Below are 17278 nucleotides of genomic sequence, written 5' to 3' on the forward strand. Positions count from 1 at the left end.
GGAGAAACACGTTGCACGGCAAGAAGATTCTGATCACCGGCGGGACCGGGCAGGTCGCCAGACCTGTCGCCGAGGCGCTCGCCGCAGACAACGAGGTCTGGTGTCTCGGCCGCTTCGGGACACCGGGTGTCGAAGCCGAACTGCGCGACGTCGGTGTGATCACGCGTCAGTGGGACATGAACGACACCACCGCCGCGGGCTACGAACAGCTGCCCACCGATTTCACCCACGTACTGCACTCCGCGGTCCATCGCGGTGACGGCAGCGATTTCGAGGACGCGCTCGGCATCAACGCCACCGCCTGTGCGCGGCTCATGACACATTGCCGCACCGCCGAGTCGTTCCTGTTCGTCTCGACCGGCGCGCTCTACAAACGGCAGACCCTCGACCACGCCTATCGCGAATCCGACCCGATCGACGGCGTCGCCGACTGGCTGCCCACCTACCCGGTCGGCAAGATCGCCGCCGAAGGCACCGTGCGGGCGATGGCCAACGTGCTCGAACTCCCGACCACGATCGCCCGGCTCAACATCGCCTACGGTCCCGGCGGATACGGCGGTGTGCCGATGCTGTATTTCCAGCGGATGCTGGCCGGGGAACCGATTCCGGTTCCGCTGGAGGGGCAGAACTGGTGTTCGCTGCTCTACACCGACGACCTCGTCGCCCATGTTCCCGAGCTGTGGAACGCGGCGTCGGTGCCGGCCAGGCTCGTCAACTGGGGTGGTGACGAATCGGTGGGTATCACCGACTGTGTGCGATACCTCGAAGAGCTCAGCGGTATCGAGGCGAAACTCGTCCCCGCCGAGGTCACCCGTGAGACCTACCAGTTCGATCCCGAACTGCGCCGGTCCCTCACCGGCCCGTGCACGGTCGACTGGCGCGACGGTATTCGTCGCACGCTCGCCGCGCACCACCCGGCGCACGTGCGTCAGGTGACGTCGTCATGAGCCGCGCACAGGTGACGACACCGAACATCGAGGCCATCCGCACGTCCTACGACGGTTTCGCCACGCGCGATGTCGGCAAGATCCTGTCCGTCATGCACGACGACGTGGAATGGGTCCACCCGGACGGCATGCACAAGTACGGCCTCGGCGGAACCAAGATCGGCCACGACGGAATCAAGCAGTTCCTCGCCCATGTTCCGTCGGTACTCGGCGGCATGGCGCTCGATCCGGTCGAGTTCATCGAACAGAACGACCGCGTCATCGTCATGGGCACCCGCCGGGTCACCGCCCGCAGCGGGACGATCACCACCCTGCCGTTCCTGCATTCCTGGACCATGCGCCACGGCAAAGCCACCCGGATGGAAGACATCTTCGACACCGTGGCCTTCCACGCCGCCATCGAAAGCTGACACCGACCGCGCCGTGGGCTGCCCACGGCGCGGTCACGGCACGTATAGCGATCTACCGAGGACCGACCACGTCGGGTTGATCCACGTTGTTGATCGCCTCGACAACACCGCCAGTGGTGCGACCAAAGCAAGCGTCGAAGAAAGTGCGCAGCGGCGACTGTTCCCAGCATCGACCGGATCAGCGGTCAATTGTCCAGTTTCGCTGCAGCAGTGGCCAACTCAAGCTACCCTCCGGTTCGCCTCCATCTGCGGCGTCCGGCAAGTACCGTAATAGTCGGCTGTGTTCGTCGAATCCGGCCGTTGGTATCGAGTGGGTGTAGGAGTGAAGAGTCGGTGAGTCCTACGGTATCTGAGTCGGAGTTCGAAGATCTGTCCCGCCGGGCCGCGATCGACGGCACCGCACCGAGAGTCGGCGCGATCATCGATCGTGGTGGGCAGATACTACTTCTCGAGCGCCACGACACCGGTCCGATCAAGGCACCCTTGAAGCTGCCCGGTGCGACGGTGATGCCGGGAGAATCCCTCGCAGCGGCGGTCGCCCGCGGCGTGCTCGAGGAAACTGGGCTGATGGTCACCGGCATCCGCCACCACGTCGGGGATTTCGACTACCTGTCCCCCGACGCACACCCGGTTCGCCGTCTGCATTTCGCCGTCGATGTCGCCGCGACACACCCGATCCACCTCACCGCGCACGCCCGCTACATCTGGGCACCACTCGATGGTGAGCTGCCGGTGACATCGTCGATCCGCGGCATCCTCGATACCTACCGCAACCTCGTCCTCGGATGAAATCCAGGTCTCGGCGTCACTGAACGAGGTCCGGGAATTCGTCGCCCCCGGTCCGGTTGTGCCGACTCGTCGACACCGACGGCAGCCGCTCGGGGTCGGTACCAGTTCGCGGACCTCTCACGGCGGATCAGGGGGTGACGATCGGGAAAGCCGGATCGAACTCGTCGAGGAGCGTGCCGAAGGTGGTGAGGACCGCCGGATCGCCCGTGATCGTGATCTTGCCGCTGTCGGCGAGGGGGACCGCAGTCTCCGGCTTCAACAGTGTCGAGACCAGGAACGGCTTCGGTCCGGACACTGCTACCTGTGGGTTGTCGGACTTGCCGCGGCGTGCGTTGAGCACGCCGCGGCGAACCCACATCGTCCATTGCTCACCGGCATCGGTGAAGTCCAGATCTAGGCGCAAGTCCACCTCGGCGGCACGTTCGCCGATGATGTGCACCGCGACGAAGTCGAACAGGATGTCGATGGGCATGGCCAAGATGGTGTCCTGGCTGGCGACCACATACGGCGGTGGCTGAGTACCCTCACGCAGTTCGAGTGCGGCCGAGAGGAAGATCCCGCGCCACTGCGGACCCTCTGCCTGATAGCCCATCTGCTCGTAGGCGTCGGCTTGCAGGTCTTTGGCTCGCTGGTTGTCGGGCTGGGCGAACACCAATTTGTGCAGGATCTCGGCCGCCCAGCGGTAGTCGGCCGTCGCGATCGCGCGCTCGCCCTCGGCGAGAATGTTGTCGGCGCCGGCGAATTCGACGAACCGAGTTGCCGCGTCCACGGGCGTGTGGGGGTGCAGCGAGACCGGATCGCCGTCCCACATTCCGAGTTCCTTGGTGTACACCGCGCGCACGTCGTGGTGCAGGGTGCCGTGGTAGCCGCGGTTGGCCCAGTTCCGGCCCAGCTCGTCGGGCAGTTCGATCACCTCGGCGGCCTCGAGCGGGGTGTAACCCTTGTTGGCCAACCGCAGGGCCTGGTCGTGAATGAACTTGTAGGTGTCGCGCTGAGATTCCAGCAGGGTGGTGACGTTCTCGTTGCCCCAGACCGGCCAGGTGTGGGGGCCGTAGTGGACCTCGACGTCGTCGCCCCACCGCTCCAAGGTCTCGTCGAGATAGCGGGCGAAGTTGCGGGCGTCGCGGGTGCGGGCGCCGCGCAGCGTCTGGATGTTGTGCAGGGCATGGTTGGCATTCTCGGCGCAGGTCAACGCCTTCAACTGCGGAATCCAGATGTGCATCTCCTCCGGCGCCTCGGTGTCGGGGGTGTAGAGGAATTCGAACTCGACGCCCGCGATCTCGCGCCGTTGCCCGGATTCGGTGATGAGGTCGGTGGGTGAGATGTAGGAGATCGACGGCCCGTTCGTCGACGCGATACCGATACCGCAGGTGACGAACCCACGTTCACCGGGCGGCAGCAGCGCGCCGAAAGCGTAGAAGCTTCTGCGCGCCATGGCATTACCGGCGACGACGTTCTCACCGATCGCGAACTTGTCGAACTGCAGACCCGGGGCGATGATCGGCACTTTGCCCGACGCCACATCCTCTGCCGAGACCACCCCCTTCACGCCGCCGTAGTGGTCGACATGGGTATGGGTGTAGATCACCGCCGCGACGGGTTTGTCGGTGACATGTTCACGAATGAGGTCCATGCCCTGCCGCGCGGATTCGACACCGGCCATGCAGTCGATGACGATGATGCCGTCCTCGCCCTCGATCACCGTCAGGTTCGCGATGTCGTTGTCTCTGACCTGGTAGACACCCTTGGTCACCTCGAACAGCCCGCCCATGCTGATGAGCTGCGATTGCCGCCACAGGCTGGGGTTCACCGAGTCCGGGACCGGCGGGTCACCACGGAGGTAGTCGAACTCGGCGGGGTCGAAGACCACCTGGTGGGGATCGGCGTCGGAGTAGACGGTGCCCGGAAGTGGAGCGATGAGCCCTCGCTGCGCATCGGCGAAGTCGGCCCGGTTCTCCAGGTCGTAGAGCTGCGTCGCGGCGTGGTTGATATCCGTTGTCGCGGCGCTCGCGGGCTTCGGCTTCTCGCACATGCAGCGCTCCTGTCGGGGTCCGGGAATCGTCGGGATCGACGATCGTCCGGCACCGCCGAGATCGCATCACACGAATTGGGTGAACCTCACCGATCGGCACGTCACCGGTCGATGGCCAGGTACTGCAGTTCCTGGTACTCCTCCAGCCCGGTGCTGCCACCCTCCCGTCCCAGTCCGGACGATTTCATCCCGCCGAAGGGCGCGGCCGGGTCGGAGATTGCGCCGGTATTCACACCGACCATGCCGGTCTGCAGGCTCTCGGCGAATTCGAGGGTGTCGCTGAGGTTTTCGCCGAAGACGTACCCGGCCAGGCCAGAGTCGGTGTCGTTGGCCAGTTGCAGGGCCTCGGCCGGGTCTGTGAAGGTGCGGATCGCGGCGACGGGGCCGAATACTTCAGAATTCCAGAGCCGGGTTCGGGTGTCGACGTCTGTCAGGACCGCCGGTTGCACAAAGTAACCGGATCCTGCGGTGTCGGTTCCGACGGTGTGCAGGTGTGCGCCCTGGCTGACCGCTTCGTCGACGAGCGCGGTGATCCGCTGTACCGCCGCGTCGTCGATCACGGGTCCGATGCGGGTGGCTCGGTCGAGGCCGTCGCCCACCGGCAGCGCGGAAACGGCGGCGAGGAACCGGTCGGTGAACTCCGCTGCCCGCGATTCGTGGACCAGGAAGCGGTCGGCGGCGACACAGGTCTGGCCCGCATTGCGCAGTTTGGCGAGCACCGCGCCGTCGACGGCCTTGTCCAGGTCGGCGGACTCCAGGACGACGAAGGCAGCGTTGCCGCCGAGTTCCATCGAAACCCGCAGGACTCCTTGCGCGGCTTGGGTCAGCAGGGTGCGGCCGACGGCGGTGGAGCCGGTGAAGGTGAGCTTGCGGAGCCGCCGGTCGGTGAGAATCCGCGCCGACACCAGCGGCGCGCGCGAGGTGGTGACACAGTTGACGACCCCTGGTGGCACGCCTGCCTTCGCCAGGATCTGCATGAATGCCACTGCGGTGAGCGGGGTTTGGGGTGCGGGCTTGAGAACAACGGTGCAGCCCGCGGCGAGGGCCGGGGCCACCTTGCGGGTGACCATGGCCAGGGGGAAATTCCACGGTGTGATCGCGAAAACCGGGCCCACCGGCTGTGTGCGGACAGCGATGCGGCGGCCACCACTCGGTGCGCGGAAGTACGCTCCGCTGCCACGGGTGGCTTCCTCGGCGAACCAGCGCAGGAATTCGGCGCCGTAGGCGACTTCGCCGCGTGCCTCGGCGAGCGGTTTGCCCATTTCCAGGCTGATCGTGTGGGCGATGCGCTCGGTGTCGGCATGCAGCAGGTGGAACGCGCGCAGCAGGATGTCGCTGCGGTGGCGCGGATCGGTGGCCGCCCAGTCGTCCTGGGCGGCGACCGCGGCGTCCAAGGCGGCCGAGGCAGTCCGGTCGTCACCATCGGCGACGGTGGCGACCTCTTCGCCGGTGGCGGGGTTGCGCACCGGCATCGTCGCCGCGCTGTGCACCCAGTCGCCGCCGATGAACTGGGCGACCGGGAGGTCGGAAAGGGTGGATGTCATCGTGGCTCCATGTCGGGTTCGAAGACGATCACCTGACGCACCGCCGCGCCGTCGGCGAGTTGATCCATCGCCTCGTTGAGGTCGTCGAGTCCGATGCGGGCGGAGATCAGTTTCTCGACCGGCAGCCTGCCCGCCCGCCACATCTGCTCGTAGCGCGGGATATCGCGCGCCGGTACCGCGGAGCCGAGGTAGCTACCGACCACGGTGCGGGCTTCCGCGGTGAACATCAGGGGTGACAGTGTCACAGTGGCCGACGGGGCGGGCAGACCGACGGTGACGGTGGTTCCACCGGGAGCGGTGGCCAGAAAGGCGGTTTCGAACGCGGCGGGGTGACCAGCGCACTCGATCACGTAGCGCGCCCGGATCCCCTGTGCCGCAACCTGTTCGGGTGTGCAGGTTTCGGTCGCACCGAGGTCGCGGGCGGCCGCGAGCTTGGCGGGCAGACGGTCGACCGCAACGATGCGCCGCACCCCGATCGCGGAGGCGGTGAGCAACGCGGCCATACCGACGCCGCCCAGCCCCACCACCATCAGGTCGTCCTCCGGTCCCGGGTCGGCGACATTGAGCACGGCGCCGCCCCCGGTCAGGACGGCGCACCCCAACAGTGCCGCGACCTCGGGCGGCACGTCGCGGCCGACCGCGACGACCGAGGCCTGGTCGATCACCGCGTGCGTGGCGAACCCGGAGACGCCGAGGTGATGACGCACGGGCCTGCCGGCCCTGGTCAGTCTGCCGGGGTGGTGCAGGAGCTCGCCTGCCGTGTTCGACCGGGTCCCTTCGGTGCAGGGCAGCTCACCGCCGCGGGCACACGCCGCACAGCGCTCGCACCGCGGCAGGAACGACATCACCACCCGGTCACCCACTGTCAGATCGTCGACCTGGTCGCCGAGTGCCACCACGATGCCCGCCGCCTCGTGGCCGAGCAGCATGGGCAGCGGCCGCGCCCGATTGCCGTCGACCACACTGAGATCGGAATGGCACACACCGGCCGCTTCGATCCTGACCAGCACCTCGGTGGGGCCCGGCGCGTCGAGTTCGAGGTCGTAGACCCCGATCGGGCGCGACGACGCGAACGGCCGCGGCCGGTCGGGGTGGTCGAGAACCGCGCCACGGATACGCATCAGATCTTCGCTTTCCGGTGCTCGGCCAGCGGACCGGACAGGTAGCGCAGGTGATCGTTCGTGTCGCCCAGGGTGTGTTCGATGGTGGTGAGCCGGGCGGTGTAGTGCCCGACCGGGTATTCGGCGGTCATGCCGATTCCGCCGTGCAGCTGTATGGCCTCCTGGCCGATGTGTTTGCCGGAGAGGTCGATTCGCCGTTTCGCACGGGAAGCCACCGTCGGATCGATGACGCCGTCTGCCAAGGACATCGCCGCGTACAGGTTCATGCTGCGGGCCAGTTCCAGCGCGACGTACATGTCCGCCGCCCGGTGGGTGAGAGCCTGGAAGGTGCGCAGCGCGACACCGAACTGCTTGCGGGTCTTCAGATACTCCGTGGTGAGTCGCAACGCCTCGGCCATCGCACCGACCGCTTCGGCGCCCAGTGCGGCCTGCGTCGTGATCACGGCTTCGTCGATGATCGCACCGGCGTCGAGGTCGGCGCCGAGCAACTCGGCGGGCGCACCACGGAATTCGATCTCGGCGCCACTACCTCCGTCGTAGGTGCGGTAGGCGGTGCGCACGACCGCCGTCTCCTCGGCATCGACCAGGAACAACGCGGTCTCGCCGGTGGGTACCACGGCCGAGACGATCAACCGGTCGGCCCGATCTCCCGAGGGCACAGGACTTTTGCGACCGGTCAGCGTCCACCGGTCACCGTTGGCGACGGCCAGGGTTTCCGAACGCGTGTCCGGCCAGCGGACGCCGGGCTCGGCGTGGGCGAAGGCGAACAGCTGCTCGCCGTCGACGATTCCGGGCAGCAGGGACGCACGCTGGTCTGCCGTGCCCGCCCGGCCGATCACGAGGGCGGGTAGCAGGGCGCAGTCGAAGATCGGTTCCGGCGCCAGGGTGCGGCCGATTTCCTCCAGCGCGAGCATCGTTTCGATCGGGCCGCCGCCGACGCCGCCGTCCTCGACGGACACGGTCAGCCCGAGCAGACCGACCTCGGCGAAGTCCGCCCACACCTTCGGATCCCAGCCGGGAACATCGGCGATCACCTCCGCGCGGCGTCCGGGAGTGTAGTGGCGGGTCAGCACGCTGCGCACCGTGTCGCGCAGCAGGGTCTGCTCAGGGGTGAAGGTGAAATCCATGGCGGTTACTCACAGTCCGAGGATCGTCGAGGCAATGATGGTGCGCTGCACTTCGTTCGATCCTCCGTAGATGGAAGTCTTGCGGTAGTTCAGGTATCCGGCGATGGTGCGACGCGCCCAGTCGTCGGTCTCCCCCACCCGGGCGACGGCAGCGGGGCCCGCGATATCGACGAGCAGTTCGGTGACGGCCTGCTGCAGTTCGGTACCGCGCAGTTTGAGGATCGACGAGACGGGGTTGGGAGCGCCGCCACTCGAACTCGCCGCGACCCGCAGCTGCACCAGCTCGAGTGCCAGCAGTTCGTTGTCGAGATCGGCGATCCGGGCGGCGAAGGTCGCGTCGTCGAGGAGCGTGCCGGTGCCGAGCCTGGTCTGGGCGGCGTATTCCTTCGCCAGCTCCAGGCGGACCTCGGTCTGCCCGACCGCGGCAATGCCGGTGCGTTCGTTGCCGAGCAGGAATTTGGCGTAGGCCCAGCCGTGGTTCTCCTGGCCGACCAGCTGATCGGCCGGGACGCGCACGTTCTCCAGGAACACCTCGTTGACTTCGAAGCCGCCGTCGATCAGCTCGATCGGCCGCACCGTCACTCCGGGGGTGTCCATGGCAAACAGCAGCATCGAGATGCCTGCCTGCTTCTTGGGCGCGGTGGGATCGGTGCGGACCAGGCAGAACATCCAGTCCGCGCTCTGCGCGGCGGTGGTCCAGGTCTTCTGCCCGTTGACCACGTAGTGATCACCGTCGCGCACCGCGACGGTGCGCAGCGAGGCCAGGTCGGAGCCGGCGTCGGGCTCGGAAAAGCCCTGGCACCACCAGATGTCGAGATTCGCCGTCGCGGGCAGGAATCGGGCCTTGAGCTCGGGCGAGCCGAACTCGGCGAGTACCGGGCCGATCATGTTCGTGTTGAAGGTGAGTGGCTCGGGCACCGAGGCGAGCTGCATTTCGTGATGCCAGATGTGGTGCTGCACGGCCGACCAGTCCCGGCCACCCCACTCGACGGGCCAGTGGGGTACGGCCAGCCCGGCGGCGTTGAGGATGCGCTGAGTGGTGACGAAGTCGTCTTTGCTCAGCTCGTGCATGTGTCGGTTCCGCCCGCAGATGTCCGCGGGAATCTCACGGCGGAAGAAGGCTCGCAGCTCGTCGCGGAAGGCGAGCTCGTCCTCGGTGAAGGCCAGTTGCATGGTCCAGTATGTTACATAGAGTTCTGCGTGTATCAAATGGAGGTAGGGACCCGGCACATGAGCACTTCCTTCGCAACGTCTCGATCCGGCAGCGTGCAGCGCGGTCGGCTCATCACCGCCGCGCGGACGACGTTCACCGCGCACGGCTATCACGGCACCACGATGGACACCGTGAGCGCCGTCGCCGATGTGACCAAACCCGTTCTCTACCGCCACTTCTCCACCAAGAGCGAGCTCTATCTCGCGGTGATCCTGGAGTATCTGGACGACGTCGCGGACAGGCTGCGCAACGCCCACGACGCGGCGACCTCAGACGTCGACCAGGTGCGGCACTGCGTGACGGTGCTCTTCGATCTCGTCGAGTCCGGCCCGCATTCCACATCGGAGCTGGTTTTCGGTGCAGGGGCCGTCGGCGACCACACCGTCGAGTCCCGAATCGCCAGGGCACTGGCGGATTTCGTCGACACGCTGGCCACTCACCTGCACCCGTACGTAAATCGGTCACAGCGCACCCGCCTCCTCGCCGCCGGACTCATCGGCGCGACCCTGGCGGCGGCACACGAATGGCACCGCCTGCGGCAACCGATATCGCGACAGGCGGCGCTGGACATCCTTGCCGCGTGGTACTGCTCACGCCTGCGCGACAGTGGCGACTAAGCCCGAAGCAGGGCAGCCTGGACGCGACTCAGCCGCTCCACGTCACCCTGGAATCCGGCCACCGCGTCGTTGTACAGGAACGCCTCCCACAGCCGGACCAAGGCATACGCGAGGGTGGCGCGATCGATCGGCGGCTGATAGCCCTGCTCCTCGGCGCGTTCGAGCAGACCTTCCACGATCGAGACCGCCGCCGGGTGCACCACCCCGTCGCTGCGGGTGATCACGCGCAGTGCCGACGTGGATTCCTGATCGAAGTAGGTGCGCAGCGAACCGTCTTCGACCAGCCAGTGAATGGCGCGGTCGAGGATCTCCACGAGCCGTTCCCCGCCGGTGGCGGTGCTGCGCCGTTCGGCGTAGGCGACCATGCGCTCGAGCTGGCGCGCCAAAGCGGCCCCGAGCAGCCCGTCCCGGGAACCGAACCACCGGTAGATACTGGTGCGGCCCAGACCGAGTTGGGCGGCAATGGCATTCGCGTCGACTCGATGACCCGCCAGGAAGACCTGCACGGCAGCATCCAGCACGTCGTCACGGCTCGCCGCGGCCGGGCGGCCGGGAGCTCGGGTTCCTTCGGTGCGTGCCACGCCGACAGCATAGAGCGCGCCGGGGAACGGACTATGCGCCGTCGCTGTCCTCGCGCAGAGAACCGATCATGCTCCGCAGGATCCGGAACGCGCCCGACTGCTCGGCCTCGGTCATGCCGGCCAGCATTCTGACCTCGACGGACCGGACGGCCACGGTGGCCTGTTCGAGACTCCGTCGTCCGCGAGGTGTGAGCCGCGTGGGAAGAACCTTCCCGACGGGCGCCGCCGCGGGCCTGGTCACATAGCCGTCTCGTTCCAGGGTCTGGAGCAGCACGTTCATCGTCTGCCGGGTGACGAACGCGCCCCGCGCGAGCTCGGAGTTCGACAAGCCCGGTCGCTGAGCCAGCAGCTCGAGGCAGGAGTAGTGCGTCACGCTCATTCCGAGCGGGCGCAGCACTTCCTCCATGGCGATGCGGAGCGCGCTCGACGCCTCTTTCAGCAGGTAGCCCAGTGACGTCCCCAGATCTACTCCGTCTTGACTCATGTCAGTATTCTGACATAGATTGGTTCGTGTCAGGATACTGACACGACTAGAAGGAGTTCATCATGCCCGCCACCGGCCCCGACTTCCTCTCGCTGCAAACACGCGACCTCGACGCTTCCCAGGCGTTCTACGAGCAGTACCTCGGCCTCGTCCGCTCACCGAACGGTCCTCCGCACGCCGTCGTCTTCGAGACGAAACCGATCGCGTTCGCCCTGCGCGACATCGTTCCCGGCACCGATCTCGCCTCCGTTTCCCAGCCCGGCATCGGTGCCGCGATCTGGCTCCACGCCACAGATGTCCAGGCCGTTCACGATGCTCTCGCCGCCGACGGTCACACCATCGTCGCCGCACCGATCGACGGCCCCTTCGGCCGAACCTTCACCTTCGCCGACCCCGACGGCTATCACGTCACTCTCCACGACCGCACGTGACGGCCGGCCGATCACCGGCTCCCGCGGCCCTTGTCGACCCCAGGAGCTAGGTCATCCTCGTGTGACGAATCGTCCGAGCAGGGGCACCGCCTCACCGGGATGCTTGGCATCGAAGCCCTCGCCGAGGGCTTGCAGCTGCCAGTCTCCGTCGCCGCGAAAGACCTTCGCCATGGCCATCGCGGTGCACCGCATCCCACCGGTCAGCGAGTATCGGGCCAGTTCGGTGTCGGTCGTGTTGTCCACCAAGCGACAGAACGCGTTGACGACCTTCTCGAAAGTATGTCCCTGGTACGAGGTCACGATGAACAGCAACGTGGTGACGTGAGCCGGGACGCGGGTCAGATCGACCAGGATCACCTCGTCGTCGCCCTCCCCCTCACCGGTGAGGTTGTCACCCTGGTGCCGGATCGAGCCGTCTTTGGACACGAGCTGCCCGTAATAGGCGACGTCGACCAGATTTCGGTCGGCGAACATCGCCACCCAGGCGTCGAGGTCGATCTCGATCGCGCGGCGCCCGAACAGCCCGCCGCGCCGGATCGGATCCCAGCCCAACCCCATCCGAATGAAGGTCAACGCGACGCCATCGTCTTTGCGCAGCGTGACCCGCTGGCCTTTCGCCAGGCTGACGGGTCGATTCTTCGACAGCCTGACCTCACCGGCGGCGACCGGTGGCGTCGCGCGCGGCGGTGGCGGGTGACCGGCAGTCGCTGGAAGCGGCGACGGATAGCTCGGGACTGGCGTGGTGGGGTGGACCGGCGGCGGAGGGTCATCGACCGTGACGCCGTGGTCGGTGACCAAGGCGGCGAATCCACCGGCGTATCCCTGTCCGACCGCGCGAACCTTCCAACTGCCCTGGCGACGGTAGAACTCGACCGCGATCACGATGGACTCGGTCGTCAACCCGTCGATCCGGTACTCGTACAACCGAATGCCGGATGCGTCTGCCACGAACACCGACGGGGCCGCAATCCGTCCGAACGTGGCACGCGCGTCGTCGAGGGTGATCACCACCCGGATCTGGGCGACATCGGCCGGGACCTGATCCAGCGAAACCGCCAACCCTGACGGTCGCCCCGACGAGCTCGGCTGCAGACGAACTCCGGGCCCCGTCGGCTGGTTGTAGAAGACGAAGTCCGCGTCCGAGCGAACCTTGCCCGCGTCGGTGACCAGTAGCGCCGACAGGTCCGCGGCCGCATCGATCTGCACCGCGACCACGACATCGTGGACGGTCAGCGGGCTGTTCTGCCCTTTCGACAGACTCGTCGACACCGTTGCGCCTCTCACCCCCGAGGAATGCTTGGTTCCACTGTACGAGAAATCATTTCGTACCAGGGCGTGAAACCTCAACGCCCACAACACCGCCGAGGGGTCGATCGATCGCGGATAGGCTACGGCCATGCATGAACTGGGGACAGGGTTCGGTTACTTGTGGAGCGGGCAGCGGTGGGTCGCGAGCCACGGTCGCTGGTTCGGCTTCGGGCTGTTGCCCGGCCTGGTCACGTTGATCCTCTACGTCGCGGTGTTCACCGTAGCGGCGTTCGGTGTCGGGGACTTCACCGCATGGATGTCGCCGTTCGCCGACGACTGGAACTCGCCGTGGCGCGGGCTGTTTCGTGGGTTGCTGGGCGTGGTGTTGTTCGGGTTCGGGGCCCTGGTCGCGGTCGTGGCGTTCACCGCGATCACCTTGGTGATCGGGCAGCCGTTCTACGAGCGACTGTCCGAGCAGGTCGACAGGTCGGAGTCCGCGGACGGCACCGCACCGGAATCGGGCAACGGGTTCGGGCGGGATCTGTGGATATCGACCCGCGACAGTGTTCGCCTGCTGATCAGAGTGCTGGTCTGGGCCGTGCTGTTGTTCGTTCTCGGGTTCATCCCCGTCCTCGGCCAAACCGTCGTTCCGGTGATCGGGATCGGCGTGACCGCCTTCTTCCTCGCGCAAGAACTCACCGCGGTGGCATGGCAGCGTCGCGGCGTCGAACTGCGCGAACAACTGTCCGTCTTGCGCGGACGACGCATGCTCGCCTGGGGCTTCGGTGTTCCGCTCGCCCTTGTCTTCCTGATCCCGTTCGTGGCCGTGCTGCTGATGCCCGGCGCCGTCGCGGGTGCGACGCTGCTGGTGCGCAGCCTCGGCGAGGAGAACCGACCGGAGGGTAAACCACTGGTCAGCGAAGCGATGACGACACCGCTCCGATAACCGAGGGCGCTCATGCCGATGTCGTGAGCGCCCCCGATCGCCGCGCCTATCTGGCGCGACCGCAGTTCGAGCAGAACAGCGCGCCTGGACCTACAGGGGAACCGCAACCTTGGCAATCGATGCGGATGTCGAGTGCGCTGCCACAGGATGGACAGAACCGGCCGCCGTCGGTGGTGGCGGCGCAGGTGGGGCAGGCGACGCGCGCGGGAGTACCGAGGTCGTGTTGTCCCGCCCACTCCTGACGCTGAGCCGCCTGGTGGATCTGCGCGCCGCGGGCGGCTGCCTGCGCTTGCGCGATCTGGTGCCCCACCTGCGGCGAGCAGTTGGTGCACTGTCCGACATGGTCGTTCCAGCAGATCCGCGCACACGTCCACGAACCACAGCCCGCACACAGACGGAACTCGCGCGCTACCTCGTCGACAGCCTTGGCGAACGCAGCGTCCTTGGTGCTCGACGCGGAGCCGCCCCAACTGTTGGAGTAGCTGTCCGCGGCCGAAGATACTTTGTGGAGGAGAGGGATTCGGTCCCCGAGCAGATCACGCATCGAGCGCAGCACACCGCGACCCCGAGACAGGTAGTTCTGCTGGAACGCTGACCGGTGGACGGTGGTGCAGCGTTCGCAACGGAACTCCCACTGGAAACCGTTGTCGTTGGACTGGTCGGAACAGTTGCTGGTGAAGACCACCGGTACGGCCATGTGTGTTCGGTTCCTCTTCCGGCGCAGGAGTTTCGGCGTTCGCCGATTCCTTATCGCCGGGGGCCGCGAAGAACGCAACACAACCGCACCACGGCCGGATCAGTCCTTGACCACCTGGGTGCCACCCGCGAACTTGTCGTGCCAGCCCTGTTTGCTCGGGCTCGAACTCACCGTCACCGCGATGCCGATGGCCGCGACGAACCACAGCAGCCCGCCCAGCCAGGGAATCAGGTTCAGCAGCATGTAGGCGTTGCGTTTGGCCGATTCGACGAGATCGGGCTTGACCGCTCCGCCCGCGCCGTTCACGTGCAGCCCGAGCAGCTTCTTGCCCGGGGTCGATCCGGTCGCCACTTCGAAGACGACGAAGTACAGGAACCCGAATCCGGCGCCGGGCAGGATCGCGATCCAGCTGGGCAGATCGGTGACTCGCTCGAGGATCCAGAACAGCACGGCGCCGACGATTCCGGCGATGATCCAGTCGATGAACCTGGCCCCTGCCCGACGTCCGATTCCAGCGGGAGTGATGCCGACTGCGTTGGTCATGGTTCCTCCTCGAATACACCAGTCACGGTGGTACACCGAGGATCTCACACACAGCGAATGGGCAGGAGCCGGTCAGTCGGATCGAGGCCACATCGAGTGCGAAGACGACCGCCGCGACCATCGGCACGGCCGACTGACGATCCCGGCGGGTCAGCGGGTGCTGACGCACACCACGTAGCGGCGCTGGTCGTAGACGACACCGCGGTCGCCGATCGTGCAGACGTTCACATCCGTGGTGTCATGCCGGATCTCGAGGACGCGGACCCGACCGGGGATGTCGGCGGCGCAGTCCACGTGCCTCGCCGCGTCCCCCGCCATGTCGAGGCACTCCCCGACGGTCCAGTCGATGTCCAGGCAGAGGGTTTGGTCCACGCCGCCGGGCAGTGTCCGAGGTTGGGCGCGGTCGACGTCGCCCGGGCAGTGCCCGCCCACCGACGCCAATTCCGTCACCTTGTAGCGGGAGTTGATGTCGCCGCACGAGACCTGGCGAATATCGTCCGGACTCGCATTCAAATCCACACAATCGCCGGCACGCAGTTCCACCCAGGGAATCCGCGTCGCGGATTTGGTCAAAGTCGACACGACGCTGCCAGAAACATCGGTAATAGTTCCCAGCGGTTGAGTTGCCGAAACCTCGCTCGGCAAAGTTTTTTCAGCGGAGGCATTCTCAGGCCCGTCGGGCTCCTCGGCCGCGAACCCCACGACGACCGAAAGCGCCAGGTAGAACGCACCTGCCAGGGCAAACACCGCCCCTATGGACACGCCGAGCATGGCTAGGTTTCTTCGACGTGCCATCTGTGTTGTCCTACTCATCCGCTGGACATCCCCGACCGACGTCCCACTCGCCTGACAGTTCTTACACGGCACACACGAACGTGTCGAATTGTGAATCTACGTCTTTTAACAATGCTAAACACTGGTCCACCGCCCAATTCGACACGGTTCACCGACAGCCGGAAAAGGATGCTATTGTCTGCCCGATCTCACTGGCGGACAACACGGTTCGTGCCCCGAGCAGCGGCACGCCGTTTTGCCGCGCAAACTTTCGTGATGCGTAAAGGAATTCCCTGATGAAACTCGGTTACTTCCCTGCTGCCACGCTCCTGGTCGGCGCCGCCGTCTGGATCACCGCGGGGACCGCCGCCGCGCAGCCGGTCGCACCGCCGCGCCCTGAGGTCACCACATCCGGGGTCGACCAGTCCGTGCACTACGAGGCCACCCTCACCGAGTTCTCCCGGGTGCTGACCACCACCGTCGCCGGCGGCACGTTCACCACCACCGACGACAACACCGCGGTCACCCTTGTCGCCGACTCCGGCGCCGTCGTCACCCGTATCCCGCTCACCTACCAGATCTCCGGCAAGGAGATGCGGGTGGCGCAAACGATCTCCGACAACGGCCATCACCTCGTCCTCGCCCCGCAGGCGAGCGCCACCGGAATCGGCGAGATGCAGGCCATCAGCCCCATGTCCCAGCTGACGAACGAGATCAACCGCAACGTGGTCGGCGTCGTCGCGGGCGGCATCCTCGGCGGCCTCATCGGCACGGTCCTCGGCTTCGGCTTCCTCAGCATCATCACCGGCCCCGTCGGCCTGGTCCTGGGCGCCATCGCCGGCGGCTACGCCATGGGCGGCCAGCCCTTCCTCGACGCCGTCACCGCCGCCGTCAGCGGCCAGCCCTGATCTACCGACGCTCCCGGCCGCGGTATCCCGCGGCCGGGCGTTCTGACCAGCCGAGTCGTTGTGGTCAGATACCCGGTCAACGGATAGCCGGGTACTGACCAGAGCGCCAATCGGACAGGCGTAGACGGATCGCGTCGACCATCGGAAGCGCGTCGGTGTCCGCACAGGTGACTTACCTACGCCACCGTGCTGGAGAGCGACCCAAACGGATGGCGGACCCGGGTACTGGACGCCGTGCGTTGATCTTTGGCTTGTTCCGGGATTGGGTACACACAGCCGTGTCGTTTGTCGCCAACCCGAACGGGCTGCCGTTCACGCACAGAGGCTCACAGATCAAGGGTGAGTCGAGGGAAAGTCGATAGCAACTACGCATTCACCGTTGTAACCGTCGAGGTCGTCGGCCAGCCAGCTTTCATCGAGCCGGATCTTGTGAAACCGGAACGTACCGTTGGTTTCGTTGGTCGCGATGATGCATCGCAGCGGAATCGACGCGTCTAGTTCACCAGCCAGTCGCCCGACCTCCCGCGCCAGTGCGATCCCCTGCCGAAGCAGGGTTCGCTGCGCGTCGACGCTGACGATCGGCCCTTCGGCGTACGTAGCCTCAACGGGCACAAAGTCTTCGAGATGGAAGCTGGTATGAGTACATTCCCAGCCAGTCAGATCGACGGCCTGCCCCGGCGCGTTGTCAGCGTGCGCGGGAACAGGACACCAGCACACCACCTCGCCGCGGCATTCGATCCCACCGTCCACCCTCTTCCGCAGACCGGCCGCCAAGCCCTCGTCTGGGTCCAGGCCGCCGAATCCGCCCCGAACACCGAGCACCCTCGTCGCCCGGTCGTTCATCATCACCGTAAGCACAACCAAAG

At 66.4% G+C, this 17278-nt stretch carries 19 protein-coding genes; 7 read left to right on the top strand and 12 right to left on the bottom strand.

Annotated features, from left to right (window positions below):
- Positions 1 to 11 precede the first annotated feature (11 nt).
- The 3 genes from ACWFRF_RS02040 to ACWFRF_RS02050 all read left to right on the top strand — a co-directional run bounded on the left by ACWFRF_RS02040 (position 12) and on the right by ACWFRF_RS02050 (position 2146).
- The gene (locus ACWFRF_RS02040) at positions 12 to 947 is read left to right on the top strand and encodes an NAD-dependent epimerase/dehydratase family protein (RefSeq protein WP_452448523.1); all 936 of its coding nucleotides are present in this window, start codon (positions 12 to 14) and stop codon (positions 945 to 947) included.
- On the top strand, positions 944 to 1357 hold the full coding sequence (locus tag ACWFRF_RS02045) for a nuclear transport factor 2 family protein (RefSeq protein ID WP_378660098.1): 414 nt from the start codon (positions 944 to 946) through the stop codon (positions 1355 to 1357). Before ACWFRF_RS02040 ends, ACWFRF_RS02045 begins: the two co-directional genes overlap by 4 nt.
- Before the next feature lie 333 nt (positions 1358 to 1690).
- Complete coding sequence (locus tag ACWFRF_RS02050; protein ID WP_378989627.1) at positions 1691 to 2146, top strand: NUDIX hydrolase; 456 nt, start codon at positions 1691 to 1693, stop codon at positions 2144 to 2146.
- Between the two features lie 127 nt (positions 2147 to 2273).
- Here ACWFRF_RS02050 and ACWFRF_RS02055 read toward each other — a convergent pair whose 3' ends face one another.
- The 5 genes from ACWFRF_RS02055 to ACWFRF_RS02075 form a co-directional block, all read right to left on the bottom strand.
- A complete protein-coding gene (locus ACWFRF_RS02055; protein ID WP_452448524.1) occupies positions 2274 to 4178 on the bottom strand; it encodes an alkyl/aryl-sulfatase in 1905 nt (634 codons plus the stop codon).
- A gap of 101 nt (positions 4179 to 4279) precedes the next feature.
- On the bottom strand, positions 4280 to 5722 hold the full coding sequence (locus ACWFRF_RS02060; protein WP_387446816.1) for an NAD-dependent succinate-semialdehyde dehydrogenase: 1443 nt from the start codon (positions 5720 to 5722) through the stop codon (positions 4280 to 4282).
- Positions 5719 to 6843 (bottom strand): alcohol dehydrogenase catalytic domain-containing protein, encoded by a 1125-nt coding sequence (locus ACWFRF_RS02065; protein ID WP_378989624.1) that lies wholly within the window; start codon positions 6841 to 6843, stop codon positions 5719 to 5721. Before ACWFRF_RS02065 ends, ACWFRF_RS02060 begins: the two co-directional genes overlap by 4 nt.
- Entirely contained in the window at positions 6843 to 7970 is a 1128-nt protein-coding gene (locus ACWFRF_RS02070) for an acyl-CoA dehydrogenase family protein (RefSeq protein WP_452448525.1), read from the bottom strand. The genes ACWFRF_RS02065 and ACWFRF_RS02070 overlap by 1 nt, the downstream gene beginning before the upstream one ends.
- Positions 7971 to 7979: 9 nt before the next feature.
- Entirely contained in the window at positions 7980 to 9143 is a 1164-nt protein-coding gene (locus tag ACWFRF_RS02075) for an acyl-CoA dehydrogenase family protein (RefSeq protein ID WP_452448526.1), read from the bottom strand.
- A gap of 57 nt (positions 9144 to 9200) precedes the next feature.
- On the opposite strand from ACWFRF_RS02075, the gene ACWFRF_RS02080 reads away from it, so the two are divergent.
- Positions 9201 to 9800 (top strand): TetR/AcrR family transcriptional regulator, encoded by a 600-nt coding sequence (locus tag ACWFRF_RS02080; RefSeq protein WP_452448527.1) that lies wholly within the window; start codon positions 9201 to 9203, stop codon positions 9798 to 9800.
- Here the strand turns inward: ACWFRF_RS02080 and ACWFRF_RS02085 are convergent.
- Together ACWFRF_RS02085 and ACWFRF_RS02090 are read right to left on the bottom strand one after the other, a co-directional pair.
- Entirely contained in the window at positions 9797 to 10381 is a 585-nt protein-coding gene (locus ACWFRF_RS02085) for a QsdR family transcriptional regulator (protein WP_379312804.1), read from the bottom strand. The genes ACWFRF_RS02080 and ACWFRF_RS02085 overlap by 4 nt on opposite strands.
- Positions 10382 to 10412: 31 nt before the next feature.
- Positions 10413 to 10865 carry a MarR family winged helix-turn-helix transcriptional regulator gene (locus tag ACWFRF_RS02090; protein ID WP_449960640.1) on the bottom strand — a complete coding sequence of 151 codons (453 nt, stop codon included), beginning with the start codon at positions 10863 to 10865 and terminating at the stop codon, positions 10413 to 10415.
- Between the two features lie 62 nt (positions 10866 to 10927).
- On the opposite strand from ACWFRF_RS02090, the gene ACWFRF_RS02095 reads away from it, so the two are divergent.
- Positions 10928 to 11296, top strand: coding sequence for a VOC family protein (locus ACWFRF_RS02095; RefSeq protein ID WP_452448528.1), 369 nt, complete (start codon positions 10928 to 10930; stop codon positions 11294 to 11296).
- Between the two features lie 51 nt (positions 11297 to 11347).
- Here ACWFRF_RS02095 and ACWFRF_RS02100 read toward each other — a convergent pair whose 3' ends face one another.
- On the bottom strand, positions 11348 to 12565 hold the full coding sequence (locus ACWFRF_RS02100; RefSeq protein ID WP_452448529.1) for a TerD family protein: 1218 nt from the start codon (positions 12563 to 12565) through the stop codon (positions 11348 to 11350).
- A 127-nt stretch (positions 12566 to 12692) separates the two neighbouring features.
- On the opposite strand from ACWFRF_RS02100, the gene ACWFRF_RS02105 reads away from it, so the two are divergent.
- Entirely contained in the window at positions 12693 to 13490 is a 798-nt protein-coding gene (locus ACWFRF_RS02105; protein WP_452448530.1) for an EI24 domain-containing protein, read from the top strand.
- A gap of 46 nt (positions 13491 to 13536) precedes the next feature.
- On the opposite strand, the gene ACWFRF_RS02110 is transcribed toward ACWFRF_RS02105, so the two are convergent.
- The 3 genes from ACWFRF_RS02110 to ACWFRF_RS02120 all read right to left on the bottom strand — a co-directional run bounded on the left by ACWFRF_RS02110 (position 13537) and on the right by ACWFRF_RS02120 (position 15501).
- A complete protein-coding gene (locus ACWFRF_RS02110; RefSeq protein WP_379312808.1) occupies positions 13537 to 14187 on the bottom strand; it encodes a zinc ribbon domain-containing protein in 651 nt (216 codons plus the stop codon).
- Between the two features lie 99 nt (positions 14188 to 14286).
- The gene (locus ACWFRF_RS02115) at positions 14287 to 14730 is read right to left on the bottom strand and encodes an RDD family protein (protein ID WP_378989614.1); all 444 of its coding nucleotides are present in this window, start codon (positions 14728 to 14730) and stop codon (positions 14287 to 14289) included.
- A gap of 150 nt (positions 14731 to 14880) precedes the next feature.
- Positions 14881 to 15501, bottom strand: a complete 621-nt coding sequence (locus ACWFRF_RS02120) for an LppU/SCO3897 family protein (protein WP_449960630.1) — start codon at positions 15499 to 15501, stop codon at positions 14881 to 14883.
- Positions 15502 to 15800: 299 nt separating this feature from the next.
- Between ACWFRF_RS02120 and ACWFRF_RS02125 the strand changes: the two genes are divergently transcribed.
- Positions 15801 to 16412, top strand: coding sequence for a hypothetical protein (locus ACWFRF_RS02125; protein WP_452448531.1), 612 nt, complete (start codon positions 15801 to 15803; stop codon positions 16410 to 16412).
- Positions 16413 to 16745: 333 nt separating this feature from the next.
- Here the strand turns inward: ACWFRF_RS02125 and ACWFRF_RS02130 are convergent, their stop codons facing one another.
- Entirely contained in the window at positions 16746 to 17258 is a 513-nt protein-coding gene (locus tag ACWFRF_RS02130) for a hypothetical protein (RefSeq protein WP_452448532.1), read from the bottom strand.
- Positions 17259 to 17278: the final 20 nt, after the last annotated feature.

Source organism: Nocardia sp. NPDC055165 (genome assembly GCF_053606985.1).